25 protein-coding genes and 1 riboswitch are annotated in these 26209 nt (G+C 71.8%); of the genes, 21 read left to right on the top strand and 4 right to left on the bottom strand.

Translation table 11 applies throughout. From position 1 onward, the window contains the following. From IH09_RS06750 to IH09_RS06740, 3 genes are all read left to right on the top strand, one after another. Nucleotides 1-538 (top strand): cbb3-type cytochrome c oxidase subunit I (locus tag IH09_RS06750; protein ID WP_190233218.1); only part of this gene is annotated, 538 nt, incomplete at its 5' end. After that, nucleotides 535-933 carry a cytochrome c oxidase subunit 4 gene (locus IH09_RS06745; protein WP_052855062.1) on the top strand — a complete coding sequence of 133 codons (399 nt, stop codon included), beginning with the start codon at nt 535-537 and terminating at the stop codon, nt 931-933. The genes IH09_RS06750 and IH09_RS06745, both read left to right, overlap by 4 nt. Nucleotides 934-1068: 135 nt before the next feature. Then, nucleotides 1069-2343 (top strand): L,D-transpeptidase, encoded by a 1275-nt coding sequence (locus IH09_RS06740; RefSeq protein WP_190233217.1) that lies wholly within the window; start codon nt 1069-1071, stop codon nt 2341-2343. 19 nt (nt 2344-2362) lie between these two features. On the opposite strand, the gene IH09_RS06735 is transcribed toward IH09_RS06740, so the two are convergent. After that, nucleotides 2363-2764, bottom strand: coding sequence for a response regulator transcription factor (locus IH09_RS06735; RefSeq protein ID WP_052855058.1), 402 nt, complete (start codon nt 2762-2764; stop codon nt 2363-2365). Nucleotides 2765-3036: 272 nt separating this feature from the next. On the opposite strand from IH09_RS06735, the gene ctaE reads away from it, so the two are divergent. From ctaE to IH09_RS06705, 6 genes are all read left to right on the top strand, one after another. Next, entirely contained in the window at nt 3037-3657 is a 621-nt protein-coding gene (gene ctaE, locus IH09_RS06730) for an aa3-type cytochrome oxidase subunit III (RefSeq protein ID WP_052855054.1), read from the top strand. A 68-nt stretch (nt 3658-3725) separates the two neighbouring features. Beyond that, nucleotides 3726-4535 (top strand): cytochrome bc1 complex diheme cytochrome c subunit, encoded by an 810-nt coding sequence (gene qcrC / locus IH09_RS06725; protein ID WP_052855051.1) that lies wholly within the window; start codon nt 3726-3728, stop codon nt 4533-4535. Beyond that, nucleotides 4532-5596: a cytochrome bc1 complex Rieske iron-sulfur subunit gene (gene qcrA / locus IH09_RS06720; protein ID WP_094795357.1), complete on the top strand. Its 1065-nt coding sequence runs from the start codon at nt 4532-4534 to the stop codon at nt 5594-5596. The genes qcrC and qcrA overlap by 4 nt, the downstream gene beginning before the upstream one ends. Beyond that, nucleotides 5593-7230, top strand: coding sequence for a cytochrome bc1 complex cytochrome b subunit (qcrB, locus tag IH09_RS06715; RefSeq protein WP_052855046.1), 1638 nt, complete (start codon nt 5593-5595; stop codon nt 7228-7230). Before qcrA ends, qcrB begins: the two co-directional genes overlap by 4 nt. A 145-nt stretch (nt 7231-7375) precedes the next feature. Further along, the gene (gene trpD, locus IH09_RS06710; protein WP_052855044.1) at nt 7376-8440 is read left to right on the top strand and encodes an anthranilate phosphoribosyltransferase; all 1065 of its coding nucleotides are present in this window, start codon (nt 7376-7378) and stop codon (nt 8438-8440) included. A gap of 97 nt (nt 8441-8537) precedes the next feature. Beyond that, nucleotides 8538-8655, top strand: a riboswitch (SAM riboswitch). Nucleotides 8656-8848: 193 nt separating this feature from the next. Then, complete coding sequence (locus tag IH09_RS06705; protein ID WP_052855042.1) at nt 8849-10297, top strand: aminotransferase class V-fold PLP-dependent enzyme; 1449 nt, start codon at nt 8849-8851, stop codon at nt 10295-10297. A 31-nt stretch (nt 10298-10328) separates the two neighbouring features. On the opposite strand, the gene IH09_RS06700 is transcribed toward IH09_RS06705, so the two are convergent. Together IH09_RS06700 and IH09_RS06695 are read right to left on the bottom strand one after the other, a co-directional pair. Next, the gene (locus tag IH09_RS06700) at nt 10329-10610 is read right to left on the bottom strand and encodes an Lrp/AsnC family transcriptional regulator (protein WP_052855040.1); all 282 of its coding nucleotides are present in this window, start codon (nt 10608-10610) and stop codon (nt 10329-10331) included. Beyond that, the gene (locus tag IH09_RS06695) at nt 10607-11287 is read right to left on the bottom strand and encodes a rhomboid family intramembrane serine protease (protein ID WP_052855129.1); all 681 of its coding nucleotides are present in this window, start codon (nt 11285-11287) and stop codon (nt 10607-10609) included. The genes IH09_RS06700 and IH09_RS06695 overlap by 4 nt, the downstream gene beginning before the upstream one ends. A gap of 345 nt (nt 11288-11632) precedes the next feature. Between IH09_RS06695 and IH09_RS06690 the strand changes: the two genes are divergently transcribed. The 6 genes from IH09_RS06690 to IH09_RS06665 all read left to right on the top strand — a co-directional run bounded on the left by IH09_RS06690 (nt 11633) and on the right by IH09_RS06665 (nt 18879). Continuing rightward, nucleotides 11633-11872, top strand: coding sequence for a hypothetical protein (locus IH09_RS06690; RefSeq protein WP_052855038.1), 240 nt, complete (start codon nt 11633-11635; stop codon nt 11870-11872). An 18-nt stretch (nt 11873-11890) separates the two neighbouring features. Beyond that, a complete protein-coding gene (locus IH09_RS06685) occupies nt 11891-13264 on the top strand; it encodes an NYN domain-containing protein (protein ID WP_052855036.1) in 1374 nt (457 codons plus the stop codon). Nucleotides 13265-13543: 279 nt separating this feature from the next. Continuing rightward, complete coding sequence (locus tag IH09_RS06680) at nt 13544-14593, top strand: C40 family peptidase (protein WP_052855033.1); 1050 nt, start codon at nt 13544-13546, stop codon at nt 14591-14593. Between the two features lie 232 nt (nt 14594-14825). Next, the gene (locus tag IH09_RS06675) at nt 14826-15866 is read left to right on the top strand and encodes a C40 family peptidase (RefSeq protein ID WP_052855031.1); all 1041 of its coding nucleotides are present in this window, start codon (nt 14826-14828) and stop codon (nt 15864-15866) included. Between the two features lie 51 nt (nt 15867-15917). After that, nucleotides 15918-17360, top strand: a complete 1443-nt coding sequence (locus IH09_RS06670) for a hypothetical protein (RefSeq protein WP_052855028.1) — start codon at nt 15918-15920, stop codon at nt 17358-17360. Between the two features lie 376 nt (nt 17361-17736). Further along, a complete protein-coding gene (locus IH09_RS06665) occupies nt 17737-18879 on the top strand; it encodes a glycosyltransferase family 4 protein (RefSeq protein WP_052855026.1) in 1143 nt (380 codons plus the stop codon). Nucleotides 18880-18964: 85 nt separating this feature from the next. Here the strand turns inward: IH09_RS06665 and IH09_RS06660 are convergent, their stop codons facing one another. Then, entirely contained in the window at nt 18965-20761 is a 1797-nt protein-coding gene (locus IH09_RS06660; RefSeq protein WP_052855023.1) for an AMP-dependent synthetase/ligase, read from the bottom strand. A 270-nt stretch (nt 20762-21031) separates the two neighbouring features. Here IH09_RS06660 and IH09_RS06655 point away from each other — a divergent pair, with 270 nt between their 5' ends. The 6 genes from IH09_RS06655 to IH09_RS06630 all read left to right on the top strand — a co-directional run bounded on the left by IH09_RS06655 (nt 21032) and on the right by IH09_RS06630 (nt 26182). Continuing rightward, nucleotides 21032-21847: a metallophosphoesterase family protein gene (locus IH09_RS06655; protein WP_052855020.1), complete on the top strand. Its 816-nt coding sequence runs from the start codon at nt 21032-21034 to the stop codon at nt 21845-21847. Nucleotides 21848-22040: 193 nt separating this feature from the next. Next, entirely contained in the window at nt 22041-22520 is a 480-nt protein-coding gene (locus IH09_RS06650) for an SRPBCC family protein (RefSeq protein WP_052855017.1), read from the top strand. 2 nt (nt 22521-22522) lie between these two features. Next, nucleotides 22523-23752, top strand: a complete 1230-nt coding sequence (locus tag IH09_RS06645) for an ArsA-related P-loop ATPase (RefSeq protein ID WP_052855014.1) — start codon at nt 22523-22525, stop codon at nt 23750-23752. A gap of 101 nt (nt 23753-23853) precedes the next feature. Further along, nucleotides 23854-24339, top strand: a complete 486-nt coding sequence (locus IH09_RS06640) for a DUF5304 domain-containing protein (protein ID WP_052855012.1) — start codon at nt 23854-23856, stop codon at nt 24337-24339. 122 nt (nt 24340-24461) lie between these two features. Beyond that, the gene (locus IH09_RS06635; RefSeq protein ID WP_052855009.1) at nt 24462-25403 is read left to right on the top strand and encodes an ROK family glucokinase; all 942 of its coding nucleotides are present in this window, start codon (nt 24462-24464) and stop codon (nt 25401-25403) included. A gap of 5 nt (nt 25404-25408) precedes the next feature. Beyond that, nucleotides 25409-26182 (top strand): endonuclease/exonuclease/phosphatase family protein, encoded by a 774-nt coding sequence (locus IH09_RS06630; RefSeq protein WP_190233216.1) that lies wholly within the window; start codon nt 25409-25411, stop codon nt 26180-26182. Nucleotides 26183-26209 lie beyond the last annotated feature (27 nt).

Raw genomic sequence — 26209 nt, 5'->3', positions numbered from 1 at the left:
CTTCCACTACGTCATCTTCGGCACGGTCGTCTTCGCGATGTTCGCCGGATTCCACTTCTGGTGGCCGAAGTTCACCGGCAAGATGCTGGACGAGCGGCTTGGCAAGATCACGTTCTGGACGCTGTTCGTGGGCTTCCACGGCACCTTCCTCGTCCAGCACTGGCTCGGCGCCGAGGGCATGCCGCGGCGTTACGCGGACTACCTGGCGGCCGACGGCTTCACGACGCTGAACACCATCTCGACGATCGCCTCGTTCCTGCTGGGCCTGTCGATCCTGCCGTTCTTCTACAACGTCTGGAAGACCGCGAAGTACGGCAAGAAGGTCGAGGTCGACGACCCGTGGGGCTACGGCCGTTCGCTGGAGTGGGCGACGTCCTGCCCGCCGCCGCGGCACAACTTCCTCACGCTGCCGCGTATTCGTTCCGAATCCCCGGCGTTCGACCTGCACCACCCCGAGATCGCCGCCTTGGACGCGCTCCAGAACCACGGCTCCTCGGATGACAAGGCGCTCGCCGGTGGCAAGGAGGCTGGCAAGTGAAGATCCAGGGCAAGATGTTCATCTGGCTCTCCGTCTTCGTCCTCGCCATGGCGGTTGTCTATGGCGTCTGGTCGAAGGAGCCCGCGGGAACCACCGCGCTGTTCCTCGCCTTCGGTCTGTGCATCATGATCGGCTACTACCTGGCCTTCACGGCCCGGCGGGTGGACGCGGGTGCGCAGGACAACGAGAACGCCGAGGTCTCGGACGACGCCGGCGAACTGGGTTTCTTCAGCCCGCACAGCTGGCAGCCGCTGTCCCTGGCCGTCGGTGGCGCGCTCGCCTTCATGGGCGTCATCTTCGGCTGGTGGCTGCTCTACTTCTCGGCCCCGATCATCTTCGTCGGACTCTTCGGCTGGGTCTTCGAGTACTACCGCGGCGAGAACCGCACGCAGTAGGCGCGGCGCACGTCGTACCGGGCGGGCCCGGACACCTCAACAGGTGTCCGGGCCCGCCCCGTTTCACGGCGGCCGACGCCCCCGTTTGCACTCCTCCAGCGCGCTGAAACGGGGGATTCTTCATATTTTTGGGTCATGAGTCACAGACCTCGAACCCGGACAGTGCTGAGGTGCGGCCTCCTGCTCATGCCCCTTGCGGTGAGCGCCACCGCCTGCGGGGGCTCGGCGTCGGACCCGCTCTCCGTCAAGCCCTACGACGCGGCCGACCAGATCGCGGCCAACATCCCGGACGGCAAGCAGCGAGCGGACCCCGGCAAGCCGATCGAGGTCTACGTCAAGGGGGACGGCACGCGGATCACGGACGTGACCGCCACCGACGCCGCCGGCCGCCACGTCCGCGGCGAACTGAGCGCCGACGGCAGACACTGGCGCACCACCGCGCCGCTGGCCGCCGGCGCCCGCTACACGGTGCAGGTGAGCACCGAGAACGCGGACGGCGCACCCGGCCGTAAGACCCTCGTGGTCGACACCGCGGACGCCGGCGACAAGCTGACGGTCAAGTTCGGCCCGGACAGTGGCGAGTACGGCGTCGGCCAGCCGGTCACCGCCACGCTGAGCTGGCCGGTCACCGACCCGAAGGCACAGGCCCTCGTCGAGAGCTCCCTGAAGGTCGACTCCAGCCCGCGCGTCGAGGGCGCCTGGCACTGGGTGGACGGCAAGACGCTGCACTTCCGCCCGAAGGACTACTGGCCCGCCCACGCCACCATCGCCGTGCACAGCAACCTGGACGGCCTGAAGGTCTCCGGAGGGCTCTACGGCGGCGCCGCGAAGCCCGTACGGCTCACCACCGGCGACCAGGTGGAGGCGATCACCGACGCCGCGGCACACACGATGACGGTGCTGCGCAACGGCGAGGCGATCAACACCATCCCCGTCACCACCGGCAAACCCGGCTTCTCCACCCGCAACGGCGTCAAGGTCGTGCTCGGGAAGGAGAGCTTCGTACGGATGAAGAGCAACAGCATCGGCATCGCGGAGGGCAGTTCGGACTCCTACGACCTGCCGGTCTACTGGGCCACCCGGGTCACCTGGAGCGGCGAGTACCTGCACGCCGCGCCCTGGTCCGTCGGCTCGCAGGGCGCCGCCAACGTCAGCCACGGCTGCACCGGCATGTCCACCGCCAACGCGCAGTGGTTCTTCAACACGGTGCACGTCGGCGACATCGTCAAGGTCGTCAACAGCGGCGGCGACACCATGACGCCGTTCGACAACGGCTTCGGCGACTGGAACATGCCCTGGAAGGAATGGCGCGACGGCAGCGCCCTGAAGGGCCAGGGGACCGATACCACGGGAGCGGCCGAGCAGCAGCCGGAGGCCGCCGATGCCGCCCGGCTGCGCCCGCGGATCTGAGCAGCGCGCCAGGGGCCGCTCAGGCCCCCGCGAGGAGCCTGGTGCGCAGCAGGGCGGCCAGCGCGTCGGCGAACGCCACCGGGTCCAGCGGATGGGTCACCACGGCGTCCGCGCGGCTCCAGGTGGCCAGCCAGGCGTCCTGCGGGCGCCCGATGAGCAGCAGCACCGGCGGGCAGTGGAAGATCTCGTCCTTGATCTGCCGGCACACGCCCATCCCGCCCACGGGCGCGGTCTCGCCGTCCAGTACGCAGATGTCGATACCGCCCTGGTCCAGGGCCTCGATGACGGCCGGCTGGGTGGCGCACTCCAGGATCTCGATCTGCGGGACATCGGCGGCGGGTCGCCGGCCGGCCGCCAGCCGGACCTGCTCGCGGGTGTTGGCGTTGTCGCTGTAGACCAGCACCGTGGCAGTCGCCTGCATCGTTCCTCCACGCTCTCGTAGCGGCACAGCATCGGGTGGGACCGTTGCGCGGATGCTACTCCCGCACCCGGTGCCCGCAGGAGGGTCCGGACCGGACCAAGATCTGTGCGACGGCCCGTCAGGGCCCGCCGGGACCCGGCCGGCGAGCACCGGGGACGGCCGTGCTCCGCCCCTTCGGGCGACCGCGGGAATGAGCCGTACGAGCAGGGCATACGCCCTTGACACACCGAACAGCACCCCCCGGAGTGAGGGCGGGATAAGCGACCGACATAATGTCGGTCGTGGCGACAGCAACGACAGTAGAAACCGGGCACGCGCACCCGTCGGTCAATCGGCCGAACCTCACCAGCGTCGGAACCATCATCTGGCTGAGTTCCGAGCTGATGTTCTTCGCGGCCCTCTTCGCGATGTACTTCACCCTCCGATCGGTGACCGGAGCTGCGTATTGGAAGGAATCCGCTTCTGCGCTGAATCTTCCGTTCTCCGCGACGAACACCACGATCCTGGTGCTCAGCTCGCTGACCTGCCAGCTCGGCGTATTCGCCGCCGAGCGCGGTGACGTCAAGAAGCTGCGGGCATGGTTCGTGGTCACCTTCGTCATGGGTGCGATCTTTATCGGCGGTCAGGTCTTCGAGTACACCGATCTGGTCAAGCACGAGGGCCTCTCGCTCTCGTCGGGCCCGTACGGTTCGGTGTTCTACCTCACCACCGGTTTCCACGGACTGCACGTGACGGGCGGTCTGATCGCCTTCCTGCTGGTCCTGGGCAGGACGTACGCGGCCAAGAGGTTCACCCACACACAGGCCACCGCGGCCATCGTCGTGTCCTACTACTGGCACTTCGTCGATGTCGTCTGGATCGGCCTCTTCGCCACGATCTACCTGATCCGGTAACCGGACCCGCATTTCAGACAGACCTAACCAAAGCATCGACGCAGAAGATCCTGACACCGGGGTAATCCGTGAAAAAGCTCTCCGCACGACGGCGCCATCCGCTGGCGGCGCTCGTCGTCCTACTCTTCGCGCTGGCGGTCACCGGGGGGCTGTACGCCGCGTTCGCGCCGGCGGACAAGGCTCAGGCCGATGACGCCGCCCAGTCTCTTGCCATCAAGGAGGGCAAGAAGCTCTACGCCGTGGGCTGCGCAAGCTGCCACGGCACCGGGGGTCAGGGCAGCTCCGACGGCCCGAGCCTGGTCGGCGTCGGCGCCGCCGCCGTCGACTTCCAGGTGGGCACCGGCCGTATGCCCGCCCAGCAGCCCGGCGCCCAGGTGCCGAAGAAGAAGAACATCTACAGCCAGGCCGAGATCGACCAGCTCGGGGCGTACATCGCCTCGCTGGGCGCCGGCCCCAGCGTGCCGACCAAGGACCAGTACAGCCCGGACGGGGCCGACATCGGCAAGGGCGGCGAGCTGTTCCGCACCAACTGCGCGCAGTGCCACAACTTCACCGGTCAGGGCGGCGCCCTGACCAACGGCAAGTACGCACCGTCGCTCGAGGGCGTGGACCCGAAGCACATCTACGAGGCCATGCAGACCGGCCCGCAGAACATGCCCTCCTTCGGTGACGGTTCGCTGTCGTCGGAGAACAAGAGGGACATCATCGCGTACCTCGGTGCCGTCAACAGCGATGACACCCCGAGCCCCGGTGGCCTGAGCCTCGGCGGTCTGGGCCCGGTCAGTGAGGGCCTCTTCGGCTGGATCGCCGGTATGGGCGGGCTGGTCGCGGTCGCCATCTGGGTCGCTGCCCGGACTACGAAGGCCAAGAAGTCATGAGTGAGACTGGACGACACGAAGACGTGCCAGAAGAAACCCTTCCCAGTGAGCGGGAGACGGCTCACGCCGGCGCGGTGCAGGTAGCGGACGATCCGTTCGCCGACCCGGGGCTGCCGGCCCACGAGCACCGCGTCCAGGACATCGACGAGAAGGCCGCCCGGCGCTCCGAGCGCACCGTGGCCTTCCTCTTCCTGCTGTCCATGCTCGCGACGGTCGGCTTCATCGCCGCGTATGTGATCTTCCCGATCGACAAGATCGTCTACATCTGGCCGTTCGGTCACGTCAGCGCGCTGAACTTCTCGCTCGGCCTGACGCTCGGTGTGGCGCTCTTCTGCATCGGCGCCGGCGCGGTCCACTGGGCCCGCACGCTGATGTCGGACGAGGAGGTCGCCGACGACCGGCACCCGATCGAGGCCGCGCCGGAGGTCAAGGCCAAGGTGCTGGAGGACTTCGCGCAGGGCGCGAAGGAGTCCGGCTTCGCACGGCGCAAGCTGATCCGCAACACGATGTTCGGCGCGCTGGCCCTGGTGCCGCTCTCCAGCGTCGTCCTGCTGCGCGACCTCGGGCCGCTGCCCGAGAAGAAGCTGCGCGGCTCGGGCTGGAAGAAGGGCATCCGCCTGGTCAACCAGTCCACCAACCTCCCGCTGCGTCCCGAGGACATCGCGGTCGGCTCCCTGACGTTCGCCAAGCCCGAGGGCCTGGAGGAGAGCGACGAGGAGTTCAACCAGCGGATTGCCAAGGACGCCCTGATGCTCGTGCGGATTCAGCCGCAGAACATCAAGGACAAGCAGGAACTCGCATGGTCGCACGAGGGCATCGTCGCCTACTCGAAGATCTGCACCCACGTGGGTTGCCCGATCAGCCTCTACGAGCAGCAGACGCACCACGTGCTCTGCCCGTGCCACCAGTCGACCTTCGACCTTGCTGACGGTGGCCGAGTGATCTTCGGCCCGGCCGGACACGCGCTGCCGCAGCTGCACATCACGGTGAAGGACGGCTACCTCGAAGCCGTAAGCGACTTCGCGGAGCCCGTCGGCCCGAGCTTCTGGGAGCGCGGATGAGTAACGAGACGAGCGCGACCACCACGCGCCGCGGCAAAGCGCCCGCCGGCGAACGGGTCGCGGACTGGGCGGACGGCCGGCTGGGCATCTACAGCCTGGCCAAGGCCAACATGCGCAAGATCTTCCCGGACCACTGGTCCTTCATGCTGGGCGAGATCTGCCTCTACAGCTTCATCATCATCATCCTGACCGGCGTCTACCTGACGCTGTTCTTCCACCCGAGCATGGCCGAGGTCGTTTACCACGGCTCGTACGTGCCCATGCACGGGGTCCGGATGACGCAGGCGTTCGAGTCGACGCTGAACATCAGCTTCGACGTCCGTGGCGGTCTGCTCATCCGGCAGATCCACCACTGGGCCGCCCTGGTCTTCCTGGCCGGCATGATGGTCCACATGATGCGGGTGTTCTTCACCGGCGCCTTCCGCAAGCCGCGCGAGGTCAACTGGCTGTTCGGCTTCCTGCTGTTCGTGCTGGGCATGTTCACCGGCTTCACCGGCTACTCGCTCCCCGACGACCTGCTCTCGGGCACCGGCGTCCGCTTCATCGAGGGTGTCATCCTGGCGATCCCGCTGGTCGGGTCGTACCTCCAGATGTTCATCTTCGGCGGCGAGTTCCCGGGGCACGACATCATCCCGCGGTTCTTCACGGTGCACGTGCTGCTGCTGCCGGGCATCATGCTCGGTCTGCTGGTGGCGCACCTGATCCTGGTCTTCTACCACAAGCACACGCAGTTCCCGGGTGCCGGCAAGACCAACAACAACGTCGTCGGCATGCCGCTGCTGCCGGTCTACATGGCGAAGGCCGGAGGCTTCTTCTTCCTGGTCTTCGGCTTCATCGCGGTGATCGCGGCGGTCGCCACCATCAACCCGGTGTGGGCGATCGGTCCGTACCGTCCGGACCAGGTGTCCACCGGCGCCCAGCCCGACTGGTACATGGGCTTCGCCGAGGGCCTGGTGCGTGTGATGCCCGGCTGGGAATGGGACATCTGGGGTCACACCATCAACTTCGGTGTGCTGATCCCGATCGTGATCTTCCCGCTGGTCCTGGTCGCGATCGCGGTCTACCCGTTCATCGAGTCCTGGATCACCGGTGACAAGCGCGAGCACCACCTCCTGGACCGTCCGCGCAACGCCCCGACCCGCACCGGCTTCGGTGTGGCCTGGCTGACCGCGTACTTCGTGATGCTCATCGGTGGCGGCAACGACCTGTGGGCCACGCACTTCCACCTGTCGATCAACGTGATCAGCTGGTTCGTCCGGATCGCGTTCTTCGTCGGGCCGGTGCTCGCCTTCATCGTCACCAAGCGGATCTGCCTGGGTCTCCAGCGGCGCGACAAGGACAAGGTGCTGCACGGGCGCGAGTCCGGCATCATCAAGCGCCTGCCGCACGGTGAGTTCGTCGAGATCCACGAGCCGCTCAACCAGGAGCAGCTGCACACGCTCACCCAGCACCACCAGCCCGAGCCCATGGAGATCGGCCCGACGGTCGACGAGAACGGGGTCGAGCGCAAGGTGCCGCGTTCGCAGAAGCTGCGCGCCAAGCTCTCGCAGGGCTATTACGGCGAGGACAACGTCATTCCGAAGCCCACGGCGGAGGAGTACAAGGAGATCACCAGCGGCCACGGCCACCACTGATCCCCGCGGCGTCCTATAGGGGCGCGGTTGTGAGTACGCCACCCAGAGGGCCCCGTCCTGCCTCATCCGGACGGGGCCTTCCGGCATGCCCGGGGGTCGATAGGGTTGGCCGCACAAGCAGGAGACGAAACCAGGAGCGTGGACCATGAACGTTGTGACCCCGGTTGGCGGCGACAGCGTGGCGGCCCACACCTGGCCGGGCATCCTGAACGCCCTGCTGGCCGGCCGTGACCTCGCCGCCGACGACACCGCGTGGGCGATGGACAAGATCATGCGGGGCGAGGCCAGCGACGCGCAGATCGCCGGTTTCGCGGTGGCGCTGCGGGCCAAGGGTGAGACCGTCGCGGAGATCTCCGGACTGGTCCGGACGATGTACGCGCACGCCCGGCTGATCGAGGTGCCGGGGCCGAGCGTGGACATCGTCGGCACCGGCGGTGACGGCGCCAAGACCGTCAACATCTCCACGATGTCCTCGATCGTGGTGGCCGGCACCGGCGCGAAGGTCGTCAAGCACGGCAACCGCGCGGCGTCGTCGGCGAGCGGCGCCTCCGATGTGCTGGAGCAGCTCGGCGTCAATCTCGATCTGACGCCGCAGCGGGTCACCGAGGTCGCGCGGGAGGCGGGCATCACCTTCTGCTTCGCGGTGAAGTTCCACCCCTCGCTGCGGTATGTCGCCCCCGCCCGCCGTGAGCTGGGCATCCGCACCACGTTCAACGTGCTCGGCCCGCTGACCAACCCGGCGCGGGTCCGTGCCCAGGCGACCGGTGTCGCCGACGCCCGGATGGCGCCGATCCTCGCCGGGGTGCTCGCCGAGCGCGGCTCGTCGGCGCTGGTCTTCCGCGGCGACGACGGGCTGGACGAGCTGACCACGACCGCGACCTCCCGGGTGTGGACGGTGCGCGACGGCGCGGTGCGCGAGGAGCCCTTCGACCCGCGTGACGTCGGCATCCCGCTGGTCCCGGTGGAGGCACTGCGCGGCGCGGACGCGGCGTACAACGCGGAGGTGGCGCGCCGGCTGCTGGACGGGGAGAAGGGCCCGGTACGGGACGCCGTGCTGCTGAACTCCGCGGCGGCGCTGGTGGCGCTCCAGCCGGCCGACGCCCCGTTGGCGGAGCAGATCCGGGCGGGTATCGAGCGGGCCGCCGAGTCGATCGACTCCGGGGCGGCCAAAGCGGCGCTGGCGCGCTGGGTGGCGGCCAGCAACGCCTGAGCACGGCCGGTCCCGGGCGCGGGATATGGCGCAAGGCCCGGTCCGCATGACGGACCGGGCCTTGCGCCTTTTTGTTCGTGTGGCATGATTCTGCCCAGGTCACGAGTGACAGCGATGCAGGCCCCGGCCCGCTGTCCGGCAACCCTCCTTCCGTGGCGGGGTGCCCCGGGTGATGACCAGGTCGCAGGCAACGAGGTCTGCGGCAAGCGCGGATCCCTCGCCAGGGATCCTGGTCCCCGAGGGAGCACCTTCCGTGATGAAGCGAATGCGATAGGGCCCAAGGCCCCTTTCTCCGCGTTATTCCGCGCCTTTTTCCGCGCGTCTTCTCTCTTTCTTCAGCACGCTGCGCCCGCGCTTTTTCGCGCCGGTGCGCGCAGCGAATTCGCTTTTCTCTCACGGGAGTTCGCCATGCCTGTTTCCGTCGATTCCGCTGTTTCCGCCGACTGCACCGTCTCCGCCGACCGTTCCGTCTGTGCGCCGCTGCCGGTGCTGGGGCGGGACGTCCGGGTCCCGCTGGTGACCGGTGGCGAGGTCGACTACGCCGCGCTGGACTACGCCGCCAGCGCCCCGGCGCTCCAGCGGGTCTGGGACGACGTGGCGGCCTACGCGCCGTACTACGGCAGCGTGCACCGCGGTGCCGGGTACCTCTCGCAGCTGTCCACGGACCTGTTCGAGAACAGCCGCCGGACGATCGCGGACTTCCTGGGCTGCCGCCCGGACGGCGACGCGGGCGACCAGGTGGTCTTCACCCGCTCCACGACCGACTCGCTGAACCTGCTGGCGGCCGCCCTCCCGCAGGACACCGAGGTGTTCGTCTTCGAGACCGAGCACCATGCGTCGCTGCTGCCGTGGGAGCGGCGCGCGGACACCGTGGTCACGTACCTGGACGCGCCGCGCACCCCGCGGCAGGCGGTCGACATCCTGGCGGCGGCACTGGCCGGCCGCGAGCCCGCCGCCGGTACGGAGCCGGGCACGGGGCGGCCCGCCGGTCCGGCGCTGGTGTGCGTGACCGGTGCGTCGAACGTGACCGGTGAGCTGTGGCCGGTGCGGGAGCTGGCGGCCGTGGCGCATGCGCACGGCGCGCGGATCGTGCTGGACGCGGCACAGCTCGCACCGCACCACCCCATCGACATCCACGATCTGGACGTGGACTGGGTGGCCTTCTCCGGGCACAAGCTGTACGCGCCGTTCGGCGCCGGGGTACTGGCCGGCCGCGCGGACTGGCTGCAGGGCGCCGAGCCGTACCTCGCGGGCGGCGGGGCCAGCCGCACGGTCGCGCGGCGTACGGACGGCGGGGTGGACGTCGACTGGCACACCACCGCGGCCCGGCACGAGGCCGGTTCGCCGAACGTCATCGGCGCCTACTCCATCGCCGCCGCCTGCCAGGCGCTGACCGAGGCCGGCTTCGACGAACTGGTGGCGCGCGAGCAGCGGCTGATCGCCCGGGTCCGGGCCGGCCTGGCCACGGTCCCCGAGGTGCGGGTGCTCTCGCTGTTCGGCGACGACGCCCCGCGGGTCGGCGTCCTGTCGTTCGTGGTCGAGGGCTGGAACAGCTCGCACTTCGCGGCGGCGCTGTCGGCGGAGTACGGCATCGGGGTCCGCGACGGCCTGTTCTGCGCGCACCCGCTCGTACGGACCCTGCTCGGCAGCGCGAGCGATGAGCCGGGGGAGTGCGGCGCCCCCGAGGCGGTGCCGGGCGAGAAGTCGCTCAACGCCATCCGGGTCAGCTTCGGCGCCGGCACCCCCGATGAGCACATCGAGCGGTTCGTGCGGGCGGTCCGGGAGCTGGTGGCGGACGGTGCGCGCTGGAACTACCGCACCGAGGGCGGCCGTTGCGTGCCGGACCCCTCCGCCTGAGGGCGGCCGGGCGGGAAGGTGGCGACAGGGCCTAGGAGTCCAGGCCGATGGCGAAGGCCGCCTCCAGGTCGTGCTGGGAGTAGGTGCGGAAGGCGATGTGGGTCTCCGTGGAGGCGACGCCCGGCACCTTGCTGATCCGGCCGGGGATGACGTCGGCGAGGTCGTCGTGCGCGGCGACCCGGACCATCGCGATCAGGTCGTGCGCGCCGGTGACGGAGTAGACCTCGCTGACCCCCTCCAGCGCGGCGATCTTCTCGGCGATCTCCGGGATCTGGTCCACGCTGGTCTTGATGAGCACGATCGACGTGATCACGGCTGGCTCTCTCCCTCGGTCGCCGGTGCGTTGCCCCTGGTGGCCACCACACTATCCCTCCGATAGCGGACCCACGCGTAGAGGAAGCCGAGCGCGAAGCCCACCACATGCGCGAGGTAGGCGACGCCCGGACCGCTGGGGCCGTCCTGCGCCGACCGCCACTGGAGGAAGAACCAGAAGAGCAGTACGGCCCAGGCGGGGAAGCGCAGCGGCAGGAAGAAGAGGAACGGGAAGACGCTGGTGACCCGGGCCCGGGGAAAGAGGTGGAGGAAGGCGCCCAGGACGCCGGAGATCGCGCCCGAGGCACCCACCAGGGTCTGGCCGGACGCGGCGTGTGCGGCCGCGTAGCCGAGCAGCGCCAGATAGCCGGTCGCGAGGTAGAAGACGGCGAACGGCAGCCGGCCCATCCGGGCCTCGGCCATCCCGCCGAAGACGTAGAGAAAGAGCATGTTGCCGAGCAGGTGCAGCCAGCCGCCGTGGACGAACAGGGCGGTGAGCGGGGTGACCAGGGCCCGGACCGAACCGCTCCACAGGTCGGCCGGGATCACCCCCCACTGCGCGAAGTAGCCGGCCTGGGCCCGGAGCAGCGCGTCGCCGCTGCCGTACATCCGGTTCAGGCCGGAGGCGGGGCCGAGCGCGAAGACCGCGCAGTTCAGGGCGATCAGCACGGCCGTCATCCGGGAGAACACGGCGCGCAGGGACCGGGCGGGCTGGGCCGGCCGGGTGAAGCGGGGGGAACGTGAACGACGGGAACCACGTGAATAGCGTGAATAACGTGAACGACGTGCGGGACGGGGAGAACCGGGGGATTGCGACGGCGCCGTCATGAAGTGATCATGACGTAACGGGGGCAATCGGGACAGAGTGCCTCGCCGCGTCCCGGCTCTCGGGGAGCGCCCGCACCGGCCCCTGCGAGGCCGTAGGGTTACAGGCAGTATTTTGACGTACTTCCGCAGTCCGACGGCGCACCGCGGGAAGCTGCACGGGCACGAGTACGAACGAGCACGAAAGAGGACTTCACGATGGCGCTTCCCCTGCCGACGGCCGAGACGCGGTGGCGCTGCACGCTGTGCGGCAACCTCACGCGTTTCGATGTGACCCGCCGGTCCAAGGTCGTGGAGTACATCCACCTGGATCTGGCCGGGGAGCCGAGGGTGGAGGAGCGCGAGGTCCTCGATGAGAGCATCGAGTCCGTGCGCTGCCGCTGGTGCAACGCGGTCGACCAGATCGAGCTGGTGGACCGGCCGGGCGCGAGCGCCTGAGATCGGAGCGATGCAGCCGTGGAGGAGCGTCCAGAGGGGGAGCCGGGCTCAGCGCACGACGACGCACCGGAGGGTGCGGCCGACGAGGTGCTCGACCGTCCGCTGCCCGAGGGCGTACGGCGCCGCGTCGTGGCGCTCACGGCGGAGGCGTTCGGCGGTCTGACGGTCGCCGAACTCCCGCCACCGCTACGGCAGTACGCACGTTTCACGCCGACTCGCCGGGCGAAATTCGCCGGTAATGCGATGGCTGCGGCGCTGGAGAGCGATGCGGTCTTCCGGCAGCGGATCGCGGGCAAGCTCCGCGAGGCCCAGCCGGAACTCGCCGAAGCCCTGGAGCACGGCACCCCGCCCGCCGCCGCCGACCCGCTGGATGTCGCGGCGGCGGCCTATGTGCTGCGCCCGGAGGGCTGGGTCAAGCTCGTCGCGGCGGCCGGCGAGGAGGCCCAGCGGGTCCGTGCCGAGCGGGCCGGCGAGGAGGCCGAGCGGGAGCTGGCCCGGCTGCGCGAGGAGCTGGCGCAGGCGCGGGCGGACGCCCGTACGGAGTCCGACCGCTCCCGGGCCGACCTGGACGCGGTCCGCAAGGAGAACGAGTCGTTGCAGCGCAAGCTGCGCAGCGCGCTGAGCGACGTCAAGCGGGGCGAGGCGGCGGTGCGCAAGGCGGTCGCGGCGCTGGAGGCCGCGCGGTCGCAGGCGGCGACGGAGAAGACCGCCGCGGACAGCGAACTGCGCCGGCTCAAGGCCCGGATCGCCGAGGCCGAGGCGGCGCTGGAGACCAGCAGACGGGCCGTCCGGGAGGGCCGCAGCGTCGAGGACATGCGGCTGCGGCTGCTGCTGGACACGGTCCTGGACGCGGCCCAGGGGCTCCGCCGCGAGCTGGCCCTGCCGCCCGCGAACGTCCATCCGGCGGACACCGTCGAGGCGGTCGTGCCGGGCCGGATGACGCCGAGGGACATCGCGACCCGGGCGCTGTCGGAGATGGACCCGGCACTCCTCGACCAGCTGCTGGCCCTGCCGCAGGCGCATTTGGTGGTGGATGGCTACAACGTCACCAAGACCGGCTATCCGACGATGCCGCTGGACAAGCAGCGGCTGCGGCTGCTGGGCGGTCTCGCGGTGCTGGCGGCGCAGACCGGCGCGGAGATGACCTGCGTCTTCGACGGCGCGGAACTCGCGGCGCCGGTGCTGCTCGCCCCGCCGCGCGGGGTGCGGGTGCTGTTCAGCAAACCGGGCGTGACGGCCGACGAGTTGATCCGCCAGCTGGTGCGGGCCGAGCCGCCCGGCCGCCCGGTGGTCGTGGTCTCCACGGACCGGGAAGTGGCCGACGGCGTGGCGAAGGCCGGTGCCCGGCCGGTCGCATCGGCCTTGCTTCTCAAGCGACTTGCCCGGACCTGACGCATCGGCGAATCCGGTGGCAATTCGTGCCTGAGTGTCAAGTTGCCATTACTGCCTGTGCGATGTTGGTAAAGGATGGGGCACCTGACGCAGATTTTCCCCGTGAGGATTTGAAGGGATCACAAGTCGGTTACTAAGGTCGGGCCTCGAACCTTCATATAGGTGATCATCCAACCGGGATGAACAGTGAAGGAACCGCCGAGTCCGCGGCGTTCGCGCGGAGCCGGGTCTCGTCCCCACTTCCCGGTAGGCGGCTGGAGGAAGAAGGAGCTCGCCTTCGTGGCGTCCCACCGTCGACCCAAGCAGCCGAGCCGTACTCGCGTGACCGTGCTCACCGCTACCGCCGCTGCCGCCGTTGCCCTCTCGTCCCAGGCCGCCCAGGCCGACCCGAAGCCTGTCAAGAAGGACGTCAAGGCCGAGGTTGACAAGCTCTACGAGCAGGCGGAGCAGGCCACCGAGAAGTACAACGGGGCCAAGGAGGACCAGGACAAGCTCCAGAAGGAGGTCGAGGGCCTCCAGGACAAGGTCGCCCGCGGCCAGTCGGAGCTCAACCAGCTCCGCAAGGGACTGGGTGTCGTCGCCTCCGGCCAGTACCGCAGCGGCAGCATCGACGCCTCGGTGCAGCTCTTCCTCTCCGGTGACCCGGACACCTATCTGGACAAGGCCGCCACGCTCGAACAGCTCAGTGGCAAGCAGGCCGAGCAGCTGAAGGTCATCGCGGACAAGCAGCGCCGGCTCGCCCAGCAGCGCGCCGAGGCCGCGGGCAAGATCAAGGACCTGACGGACACCCGTAAGGCGCTGGGTGACAAGAAGGACGAGGTCAAGGGCAAGCTCGCCAAGGCGCAGGAGCTGCTGAACACCCTCACGGAAAAGGAACGCGCCGAGCTGAAGGCCGAGGACGACAAGCGCGCCTCCGGCGGCGACGACCGCAGCAGCCGCGCCGACGACCGGGTCGACCTGGGCAAGGAGACCGCGGCCTCCGGACGCGGTGCGGAGGCCCTGGCCGCCGCGAAGACGAGGATCGGGATGCCCTACGTCTGGAGCGCCACCGGTCCCTACTCCTTCGACTGCTCGGGCCTGACCTCCTGGGCGTACAAGCAGGCCGGTCAGAAGATCTCGCGCATGTCGCAGGACCAGGCCAACGACGGCACCCGGATCTCCTCGCAGAGCGCGCTCAAGCCGGGCGACCTGGTGATCTTCTACAGCGACCTGCACCACGTCGGCCTGTACGCGGGCAACGGCCAGGTGCTGCACGCGCCGAAGCCGGGCGCCTCCGTGCGCTACGAGTCGATCGGCAACATGCCCTTCATGTTCGGCGTGCGCGTCTGAACCGGCCGGACACTCCGGAACGGCCGCCCGAACGGGCGAATTGCTCCTTGCGCCGCTGACTTCCCGCCCCGCCGGTGACCTGCGCAGTCACCTGCGGGGCGGCTTTTTGCATATGAGCCGGGGTCTTTGGCCGCCGTGTATCCGCGCGGTTACTGTCTGCCCTCGCAGCCGCCGGTCACCGACCGCTCCTCCCGGGCGGCACGGGCTGCACACGACAAGGAGTGCGGCCCACGTGTCCCATCGCCGTAGCGCGCGGCCCGGCCCCGTCACCCTCACCGGTGTCACCGTCCTGTCGGCCGCCCTGGCGACCGCCGCCGCCGCGCTGACCGCGGCACCGGCGTCCGCCGACCCGGCGGACCGCACCGCGGCCCGCGACGCGGCCGTCGCCCGGGTCGCCAAGCTCTACGAGCAGGCGGAGCGCGCCACCGAGGAGTTCAACGCCGCCGGCGAGCGGACCGAGAAGCTGCGCGGCGAGGTGTCGGCCCTTCAGGACCGCACGGCCCGCGCCCAGGAGCGGGTCAACCGGATGCGCGGCCGGCTCGGCGCGCTGGCCGCCGCCCAGTACCGGGCCGGCGGGATCGACCCCAGCATCACGCTGATGCTCACCGAACGGCCGGAGACCTATCTGGCGAAGGCCGCCGTGCTCGACCGGCTGAGCAGCTCCCGCCTCGGCGAGCTGCGCGCACTCCGGGCGGCGCGGCGGGGGCTGGAGCAGCAGCGCCTGGAGACCGCGCGGAAGCTGGCGGACCTGGAAGCCGGCCGTAAGACCGTCGAGCGCCACAAGGAGGAGGTCCGGCGCAAGCTGGCCGACGCCCGGCGCCTGCTGAACGCGCTCCCCGCGGGTGACCGGGAGAGCTACGACCGGATCTCCCGGGGCGACGGGCACGGCGCCGGTGCCCCGGACCTCTCCGGGGTGCCGGCCCCCTCGGGGCGGGCGGCCGCGGCCGTCGCGGCGATCCGCACCGCCATCGGCTCCCCGTACGCCTGGGGGAGTACCGGGCCCTCGTCGTTCGACTGTTCCGGGCTCACCCAATGGGCCTACGGCCGGGCCGGGGTCGCCCTCCCGCGCACCTCGCAGGCCCAGCGGGGCGCCGGGCGTCAGGTGCCGCTCGCCCAGGCGCGCCCCGGCGATCTGGTCATCTACCGGTCGGACGCCAGCCATGTCGCGATGTACGTCGGCAACGGCCGGGTGGTGCACGCGCCGTATCCCGGCGCCCGGGTGCGCTACGACCCGGTGGGCATGCTGCCGGTCTCGTCCGTCACCCGGCCCTGAGCGGACGCCCAGCGCTGTTGCCCCGGCCGGGCCGCACATACGATCGGCCGCATGTCGGGTCAGCGAGCGGGACGGCGGCGGCCGTCGCGGGCCGGGGTGGCGGGCTGCGCCGCCCTGCTGTTCGCGCTGCTCGCCCAGCTGACCGGCTGCGCGCCGCCCGCACCCTCCTCGGCCGACCGCTTCCCGGACGTCCAGCGGATGCTCGACGCACGGGCGCTGGCCGTCCGGGACCGGGACGCCGCCGCCTTCCTGGACACCACCGACCCGCGGGCCACCGGCTACCGGGCCCGGCAGCGGGAGATGTTCGGCAATCTGGCGGCGGTACCGCTGGCCGACTGGCGCTACGACCTGGTCGCGACCGGCGCCTTCCCGCTCCCGGACGGCGGCAGCGGCGAGCGGCTGGCCGCGCGGGTGCGGCTGCGCTACCGGCTGAAGGGCTTCGACACCGCACCGGTCAGCTCCGTCCAGTACCTCACGCTGACCGCCCGCGACGGCCGCTGGCGGATCTCCTCGGACACCGACGGCGCGGCCGCCGGCCGGACGGGCGCCCGCCAGCTGTGGGACCAGGGACCGGTGCACCTGGTCCGCGGCCGGCACACCCTGGTCCTCGGCACCGCCGCGGATCCGGCGCGGCTGCGCGATCTGGCGGACCGGGCGGACGCGGCGGTGCCCGCGGTCCGCGCCGCCTGGCGGGGGGAGTGGCCGGGGCAGGTCGTGGTGGAGGCACCGGACTCCGTCGGACGGATGGCGCAGCTGCTGGGCAGTGACGACCCGTCCGGCTACACGGGGATCGCGGCCGTCACGACCACCGAGGCGGGTACCGCGGCGGCCGCGCCCGCGGACCGGGTGATCGTCAACCCGGACGCGTACGACGAGCTGAACGACCTCGGCCGCACGGTCGTGCTCACCCACGAGACCACCCACGTCGCCACCCGCACGGCCACCACGGCGGCCACCCCGCTCTGGCTCTCCGAGGGGTTCGCCGACTGGGTCGCCTACCGCGGTTCCCGGCGCGCGCCCGCCGTCGCCGCCCCGGAGCTCTCCCGGGCGGTCGCCGCCGGGCAGCTGCCGGGCCGGCTGCCGGCCGACGGCGACTTCGGCTTCAAGGGCGGCGCGGATCGCCTGGCGAGGGCCTACGAGGGCGGCTGGCTGGCCTGCCGGATGATCGCCGACAAGTGGGGCGAGGCCAAGCTGATGGCCTTCTACCGGGAGGCGGGGAAGTCCGGCGGGGGACCGGGGAACGCGGGGCCGCCCGCGAGTGCGGAGCCGTCCGCGAGCGTGGCGCCGTCCGCCGGGGCCGGGACCGGTACGCCGTCCGGCCCGGCGGTGTCCGGCGCTCCGGGGCCTTCGGGGACTTCCTCCGGGACCACCGAGGACGATGGCCAGCCGGTCCGCGAGGCCCGGCTGGACCGGGCGATGCGGGCCCAACTGGGCGTCGGACTGGCGGAGTTCACCCGGCAGTGGCGCGCTTATGTGAAGGGTGAGCTGCACTGAGCGCGGGGTGGGCCGGCCGCCGGCTCACCGGGTGAGCGGCCCGGGGACGGGCGGGGCGGACGGGCCGGACGGGCCCGCGGCCCCGGCGGCGGCCCCGGGGCCGGAACCCGGTGCGGCCCCGGACCGTGCGCACCGCACCGCGCGTCCCGGCGCCGGGACGGCCGCCCGGCGCGGTGTGCCCGCCGGACCGCGCGCCGGACCGTGAACCCGCCGCCGGTGGCCACGACCGCGGCGACGGCGAGGGGTACGCGGGGGTCACGCCCGCCGTGGCCGGTCGCCGGGGCGGTACTGTCGGCCCCGAGCCGCCCCACCGGCCCCGCCCGCGTGGCCTGCCGCGCGGGCCCGCCCCGCCGACCCCGACCGCCGAAAGACCATCGTGCACAAGACCCTCATCGTCACGAACGACTTCCCGCCCCGGCCCGGCGGCATCCAGGCATTCCTGCACAGCATGGCGGTGCGGCTGGACCCCTCGCAGGTCGTCGTCTACGCCTCGACCTGGAAGCGGAGCGCGGAGGGCGTCGAGGCCACCGCCGCCTTCGACGCGGAACAGCCGTTCCCGGTGGTCCGCGACCGTACGACGATGCTGCTGCCCACTCCGGCGGTCACCCGGCGGGCCGCCGGTCTGCTGCGCGAACACGGCTGCTCCGCCGTCTGGTTCGGGGCCGCCGCACCGCTCGGGCTGATGGCGCCCGCGCTCCGCGCGGCCGGCGCCCGCCGCATCGTGGCGACCACCCACGGCCACGAGGCGGGCTGGGCGCAGCTGCCGGGCGCCCGGCAGCTGCTGCGCCGGATCGGCGAGGGCACCGACACCCTCACCTACCTCGGCGAGTACACCCGGTCGCGGATCGCCGGGGCGCTCACCCCCGAGGCCGCCGCGCGGATGGTCCAGCTGCCGCCCGGCGTGGACGAGCAGACCTTCCACCCCGGCTCCGGCGGTGACGCCGTACGGGCCCGCCTCGGGCTCGCCGGCCGGCCGGTCGTCGTGTGCGTCTCGCGGCTGGTGCCGCGCAAGGGCCAGGACACCCTCATCGAGGCGATGCCCGCCATCGTGGCGGCGGTGCCCGACGCGGTGCTGCTGATCGTCGGCGGCGGTCCGTACGAGGAGGAACTGCACGCACTGGCCCTGGCGAAGGGCGTCGGGGACGCGGTGCGCTTCACGGGCGCGGTGCCCTGGGCGGAGCTGCCGGCCCATTACGGCGCGGGCGATGTGTTCGCGATGCCGTGCCGCACCCGGCGCGGCGGGCTGGACGTCGAGGGGCTGGGCATCGTCTATCTGGAGGCGTCCGCCACCGGGCTGCCCGTCGTGGCGGGGGACTCGGGCGGCGCGCCGGACGCGGTGCTGGACGGCGAGACCGGCTGGGTGGTGCCGGGCGGTTCGCCGGAGGCCGCCGCCGAGCGGATCGTCGCGCTGCTCCGGGACCCCGCGCTGCGCCGCAGGATGGGCGAGCGCGGCCGGGCCTGGGTCGAGGAGAAGTGGCGCTGGGACCTGCTCGCGGAGCGCCTCAAGGAACTGCTCTAGGGCCTGTCGTCGTACGGGGTGGGGCCGGTCCGCCGCACCCTGCCCCCGTACCGCACCCCCTTCCGGGGGCCGGTCAACTCCGGCGCTAGCCCCGGTAGATGGCCTCGATCTCCTCGGCGAAGTCCTTCGCCACGACGCTGCGCTTGAGCTTCAGCGACGGCGTGACATGGCCGGACTCCTCGGTGAACTGGGTCGGCAGGATACGGAACTTGCGCACCGACTCGGCCTTCGAGACGGCGGCGTTGCCGTCGTCCACCGCACGCTGCACGGCGGCCAGCAGCTCCGGGTCCCCGGCGATCTCGGCCGGGGTCACGTCCGCCGGGTGACCGTGCTCCTGTGCCCAGCAGGGCAGGAACTCCGCGTCGAGGGTGATCAGCGCGCCGATGAACGGCCGGCCGTCGCCGACGACCATGCACTCGGCGATCAGGGCGTGCGCCCGGATGCGGTCCTCGATCACCGCCGGGGCGACGTTCTTGCCGCCCGCGGTCACCAGGATCTCCTTCTTGCGGCCGGTGATGGCCAGGTAGCCGTCCTCGTCGAGGGTGCCGAGGTCACCGGTGTGGAACCAGCCGTCGGAGAGGGCCTCCTTGGTGGCCGGCTCGTTGTTCCAGTACTCCGTGAACAGGTGCTCGCCGTGCAGCAGCACCTCGCCGTCGTCGGCGATCCGCACCACCGAGCCGGGCAGCGGCTGCCCGACGGTGCCGATCTTCTGCCGGTCCCACGGGTTGAAGGCGGTGGCCGCGCAGGACTCCGTCAGGCCGTAGCCCTCCAGGGCGGTGAAGCCGATGCCGCGGTAGAAGTGGCCCAGGCGCTCGCCGAGCGGGGCGCCGCCCGAGATGGCGTGCGTGGCGCGGCCGCCGAGGACGGCCCGCAGTTTGCGGTAGACGAGCCGGTCGAAGATCTTGTGCTTGATCCGCAGGCCGAGGGCCGGCCCCGGTGCGCCGTCCAGCGCGCGGCTGTACGCGATGGCGGTGTCCGCCGCCCGGTCGAAGATCTTGCCCTTGCCGTCGCCCTGCGCCTTGGCCCGCGCCCCGTTGTAGACCTTCTCGAAGACCCGGGGCACGCCCAGGATCAGCGTCGGCCGGAAGGAGGCGAGGTCGTCGGTGAGGTGCTTTATGTCCGGCGCGTGCCCCAGCTTGATGGGGGCCATCACGGAGGCCACCTGCACCAGCCGGCCGAAGACGTGCGCGACGGGGAGGAAGAGCAGCACCGAGGAATCGCCGGTGCTGAAGAGCGGTTTGAGGCGTTCGACGACATTGCCGCACTCCGCGAAGAAGCTGCGGTGGCTGAGCACACAGCCCTTGGGGCGGCCGGTCGTCCCGGAGGTGTAGACGATGGTGGCGGGGGAGTCGGCGTCGGCGAGCGCGCTGCGCGCGTCCACCTCGTCGTCGGAGATGTCCGTGCCCGCCGACCGCAGCCGGGCGACGGCGTCCCGTTCGATCTGCCAGATGTTCTCCAGGAGGGGCAGCCGGTCGCGTACCGACTCGACGGCGGCCTCGTGTTCGGGGGTCTCCACCAGGCAGGCGACCGCGCCCGAGTCACCGAGGATCCACTGGATCTGCTCGGCGGAGCTGGTCTCGTACACCGGGACGGTGATCGCGCCGGCGCTCCAGATGGCGAAGTCCAGCAGCGTCCACTCGTAGCGGGTGCGCGACATCAGCCCGACACGGTCGCCCGGCCCGATCCCCGTGGCCATCAGGCCCTTGGCCGCGGCCCGGACCTCGGCGAGGAAGACGGTGGCGGTGACGTCCTGCCACTGTCCGTCCACCTTGCGTCCCATGACGGCGACATCCGGGTGCTGCGCGGCATTCCGGCGGATCAGATCCGTCAGGTTGCCGTCCGCGGGGACCTCGTACAGGGCCGGAAGGCTGAACTCGCGCAAGACTGCTGCTCCTCATTGGCGCCGGCGCCACGACGCTGTGTGTTCGCCGGCTGCGGTCCATGATCAGGCAGGGGATTGGACTGCCCGGACGTTACCCACCGGTATTGCAATTGGCATAGAGGGTCACCCCCAGATGTTCGATGCGTCACACGCTTGTGGACACGCCAGGGGACTGCTCCGCGCAGAGTAGACCAGCCCTTTGGTGACCGGAAAGTAACCGCAGGTGGCGGCCCTCTCCCCGCATCGGCTCCGGGGATCTAGGGTGACGCCATGCGCGTGCATGTGGTGAGCGACGTACACGGCAACAGCCGGGACCTGGCCGCGGCCGGTGCCGGCGCGGATGCCGTCGTCTGCCTGGGCGACCTCGTCCTCTTCCTTGACTACGCCGACCACTCGCGCGGCATCTTCCCCGACCTCTTCGGCGTGGAGAACGCCGACCGGCTGATCGAACTCCGTACCGCCCGCCGCTTCCAGGAGGCCCGCGAGCTGGGCCGCAGCCTCTGGGGCGAGCTGGACCGCACGGGGACGGGCCGGGAGGCGGCCATCGAGAGCGCCGTACGCAAGCAGTACGCGGAACTCTTCGCCGCCCTCCCCACCCCTGCGTACGCCACCTACGGCAATGTCGATATGCCGAGCCTGTGGCCGGAGTACGCCGGACCCGGTATTACCGTCCTGGACGGCCAGCGGGTGGAGATCGGCGGCCGGGTCTTCGGCTTCGTCGGGGGCGGACTCACATCGCCGAAGCTTCCCCGGGCGCGCCGCTCCGTGCCCACCGGGGAGACCCCGATCCCGTACCTGATCGATGACGAGGAGTACGCCGCCAAGGTCGAGGCGCTCGGCGAGGTGGACGTGCTGTGCACACACATCCCGCCGGACGTCCCCGAGCTCTGCTACGACACCGTCGCCCGCCGGTTCGAGCGCGGCAGCGCGGCGCTGCTGCACGCCATCCGCACCACCCGGCCCCGCTACTCGCTCTTCGGCCACGTCCACCAGCCGCTCGCCCGCCGGGTCCGGATCGGCGGTACGGAATGCGTCAATGTCGGGCACTTCAACGCGACGGGGACGCCGTACGTCCTCCAGTGGTGAGCCGCCCCGGCCAGGGCGTCGGCCCCCGGCGGCCGGGCCCCGCGGACCCCGCGGCCGCGGCGCGCGGGACCGGCCGTGCGGCGCCCGCTGATGTCCGGCGGCGGCCCGCCGCGCGGTAGCCTTCAGCAGCAGCGACACCGAGTTCGACGCCAGTCGGCGGACCGGTATGTATCGGCATGGAGGAGTCACGGCGATGGCCGAACACACCAGCTCTAGCATCATGATCGAGGCGGCACCCGCCGAGGTGATGGGGGTGATCGCCGACTTCGACCGCTATCCGGAGTGGACCGGCGAGGTCAAGGAGGCAGAGGTGCTCGCCAAGGACGACCGGGGCCGTGCCGAGCAGGTGCGCCTGCTGCTGGACGCCGGCGCGATCAAGGACGACCACACCCTCGCCTACACCTGGACCGGTGAGAACGAGGTCAGCTGGTCGCTCGTCAAATCGCAGATGCTGCGCGCCCTCGACGGCTCCTACCACCTGGCCGCGCGCAACGGCGGCGCGAGCACCGAGGTGACCTACCGGCTCACCGTCGACGTCAAGATCCCGATGCTCGGCATGATCAAGCGCAAGGCGGAGAAGGTCATCATCGACCGCGCGCTGGCCGGTCTGAAGCAGCGTGTCGAGAGCCCCGAGGGCCCCGGCGCAGCCGCCGACGAGGCCGAGAAGAACTGAGCGTGCGCACCCTCCTCGTCACCGGCACCGGCGGCGCGGGCCGCACCACGCTGGCCGCCGCGACCGCCCTGGCCGACGCCCGGCGGGGAGCGCGCGTACTGCTGCTCACCACCGAGAGCGGCGCCCCGGAAACGGTGCTGGGCACGCCCCTCGGTGCCGCCGCACCCACCGAGATCGCCCCCCGCCTGCACGCCCGGCGGATCGACTCCGCCGACCGCTTCCGCCAGGAGTTCCTCGCCTTCCAGGAGCGCGCCGGAGCCGCCCTCGACATGTTCGGCGCGGCCCCCCTCGACGAGGACGAACTCACCGAACTCCCCGGCTCCGAGGCGTTCGCGCTGCTGCACGCGCTGTGCGCCGCGCACGCGTCGGGCGACTGGGACACCGTCGTCGTCGACATGCCGCCGGCCGCCGAAACGATCCGCCAGCTCGCGCTGCCCGCGCAGGTCCGCCGCTATCTGCGCCGGCTGCTGCCGCCCGAGCGCCAGGCCGCCCGCGCCCTGCGCCCCGTCCTCGCCCAGCTCGCCGGCGTCCCGATGCCCGCCCAGAAGCTGTACGAGGCCGCCGAACGCTGGGAGCACGAACTCGCCGCCGTCCAGCGGGTGATCGACGCCCCCGGCACGGCCGTGCGGCTCGTCACCGAAGCCGGTCCGGTCGCCGCCGCGAACCTGCGCACCCTCCGCGCCGGGCTCGCCCTGTACGGCCGCCGTGTCGATGCCGTCCTCGTCAACCGGCTGCTGCCCACCGGTTCGGCGGACCCGTTCCTCGCCGGGCTCTCCGGCAGCCAGCAGACCGCGCTCAAGGCGCTCCGCGACGAGTTCCCCGAGGTCCCCGTCCACGAGGTGCCGCACCTGGGCCGCGACCCCCGGGGTGTCGACGAACTCGACGCACTGCTCGACGGCCCGGCAGTCGGCGCCGCCCCCGCCGCGGCCGCGGCTCCGGCAGACGCCGCGCCCCGGCCGCCGCTCCCCGACACCGACCCCTGGACCGTCGAGGACCGGCGGGCCACCGACGGCGTCCTGCTCTGGCGGGTGCCGCTGCCCGGCGCCGACCGGGAGGGCCTGGGCCTGGTGCGCCGCGGCGACGAGATCGTCGTCACCGTCGGCCGTTTCCGGCGCATACGCACGCTCCCCTCCGCACTGCGCCGCTGCACCGTCTCCGGCGCCGGGCTGCGGGACGGTGTCCTCGACATCCGTTTCACCCCCGATCCCGGCCTGTGGCCCAAGGACCACTGAACGCCGTACCACCGTTCGGGTACCGTCGAGGGTGAGTCCCGCCCCGAAACATCCGCTTCGCCGCCGTACCCGCCGCGCCGCAGGAGTCCACGGAGTTCACCATGAGTGATGCCACCGATCGTCCCGCCGACCGCCAGGCCGAGCCCGACGCCGACGCCTGGGCGGCGGCGTGCGCCGAGGACCTCGCGGCCGAGAAGGCCCGCCGCCGCGCCGAGTACGGCCCGCAGCCGGGCAGCGCCGCCGAGGAACTGCGCAAGCTCGCCGAAGCCGTGACCGACAAGCTCAGCGGCCTCCAGCTGCCCGGCCCGCTGGGCCAGCTCGCCGGACAGGGCGCCGTCGGCCAGCTGTTCCGGCAGGCCAGAGCGGCCGTCGAGCCGGTCATCGAGCGCAACCCCGACGTCTTCGACCACCTCGCCGCGGCCGGCTCCGAACTGCTCGCCGCCTACCGCTCCGCCGTCGAGGGCAGCGAGAGCCGCTGGACCCGCGAGGACCTCGGCAACCCCCCGGGCCCGGCCGACGGTGCCCGTGCCACCGACCCGCGCGATGACGAAGGACCGGCCGGCACCGAGCGGATCGACCTCGACTGACCCCCGCCGCGGCCGCCCCGGCGCGGGGCACCCCGGGCCCGCGGCCGTGAGGGACCGGAGCGCCGCCCCCGCCTCCGGTACGGTTGTCCCCGGCGGGGTTCGAGCGAAAAACTGAGGGACACATGGGACTCACCATCGGCGTCGACATCGGCGGCACGAAGATCGCGGCCGGCGTGGTCGACGAAGGGGGCGCGATCCTCGAAACGTGCACGGTGCCGACCCCGCAGGCCACCGACGCGCTGACCGAGGCCATCGCGGACGCGGTCCGGACGGTAGGCGCCGGCCACCACATCGAGGCGGTCGGCATCGGCGCCGCCGGCTATGTCGACGAGAAGCGGGCCACGGTCCTCTTCGCGCCGAACATCGACTGGCGCCACGAGCCGCTCAAGGACAAGGTCGAGCAGCGCGTCGGCCTCCCCGTCGTCGTCGAGAACGACGCCAACGCCGCCGCCTGGGGCGAGTACAAGTTCGGTGCCGGCCAGGGCCACAGCGACGTCATCTGCATCACGCTCGGCACCGGCCTGGGCGGCGGCATCATCATCGGCAACAAACTGCGCCGCGGACGCTTCGGCGTGGCCGCCGAGTTCGGCCACATCCGGGTCGTCCCCGACGGACTGCTGTGCGGCTGCGGCAGCCAGGGCTGCTGGGAGCAGTACGCCTCCGGCCGCGCCCTGCTGCGCTACGCCCGCCAGCGCGCCTTCGCCACCCCCGAGAACGCCGCGGTGCTGCTCTCGCTGGGCGACGGCACCTCCGAGGGCATCCAGGGCAAGCACATCAGCGCGGCCGCCCGCCGCGGCGACCCGGTCGCCATCGACTCGTTCCGCGAACTGGCCCGCTGGGCCGGTGCGGGCCTGGCCGACCTCGCCTCGCTCTTCGACCCGTCCGCCTTCATCGTCGGCGGCGGCGTCTCGGACGAGGGCGAACTGGTCCTCGACCCGATCCGCAAGTCCTTCCGCCGCTGGCTGGTCGGCAATCAGTGGCGCCCGCACGCCCAGGTGCTCGCCGCCCAGCTCGGCGGCAGGGCCGGTCTGGTCGGGGCCGCCGACCTGGCGCGCCAGGGCTGACCGCGATGGTGGCTGAGCCGCCCGGACTCCCCGCGTCCGGCACCGCGGCGGACGGCTCCGCGGTCATCCGGGTGCTCAGCTACAACATCCGCTCGATGCGCGACGACCGGGCGGCGTTGGTCCGGGTCATCCGGGCCTGCGCCCCCGATCTCGTGCTCGTCCAGGAGGCGCCGCGGTTCTTCCGCTGGCGCAAGGCCGCCGAGCGGCTGGCCCGCGCGTCGGGGCTGGTGTACGTCACCGGCGGCGGCACGGCCGCGGGCCCGATGATCCTCTCCACGCTCCGCGCTCATGTGGAGCGCACGGAGGACGTCCTGCTGCCCCGCACCCCCGGACTGCACCAGCGCGGTTTCGCGACCGCGGTGCTCCGGTTCGGGGGCGCCCGGCTCGGCGTGCTCAGCTGCCATCTCAGCCTCTCCGCCGCGGAGCGTTACGGGCAGGCCGGGCTGCTGCTGGCGCGGCTGGCGCAACTGGACGTGCCGTACGCCGTCGCCGCCGGAGACCTCAACGACCGGCCGGACGGCCGCAGTTACCGGCGGCTGGCGGATGGGCTCACCGACGCCTGGGCGGCGAAACCGTGGGGCGGGGAGTTCACCTCCACACCGGCCGCGCCGCGACAGCGCATCGACGCGGTCTTCACGACGGACGGTGTCGAGGTGCTGGGCTGCGGCGTCCCGCACGGCCTGCCGGGCGTGCGCGAGGCGGACCTCAGGGCCGCCACCGACCATCTCCCGGTGCTGGCGGCGCTGCGCGTCCCGGCCGCACTCGCCCACCGGCCCTGAGCCGGACGCGAGCCGGCCTTGAGCCGG

This window comes from Streptomyces celluloflavus, from assembly GCA_000720995.1.
Classification (GTDB): Bacteria; Actinomycetota; Actinomycetes; order Streptomycetales; family Streptomycetaceae; genus Streptomyces; species Streptomyces celluloflavus.
The sequence above is the reverse complement of the archived record's forward strand: the minus strand, read 5'-3'. Positions and strand labels throughout refer to the sequence as shown.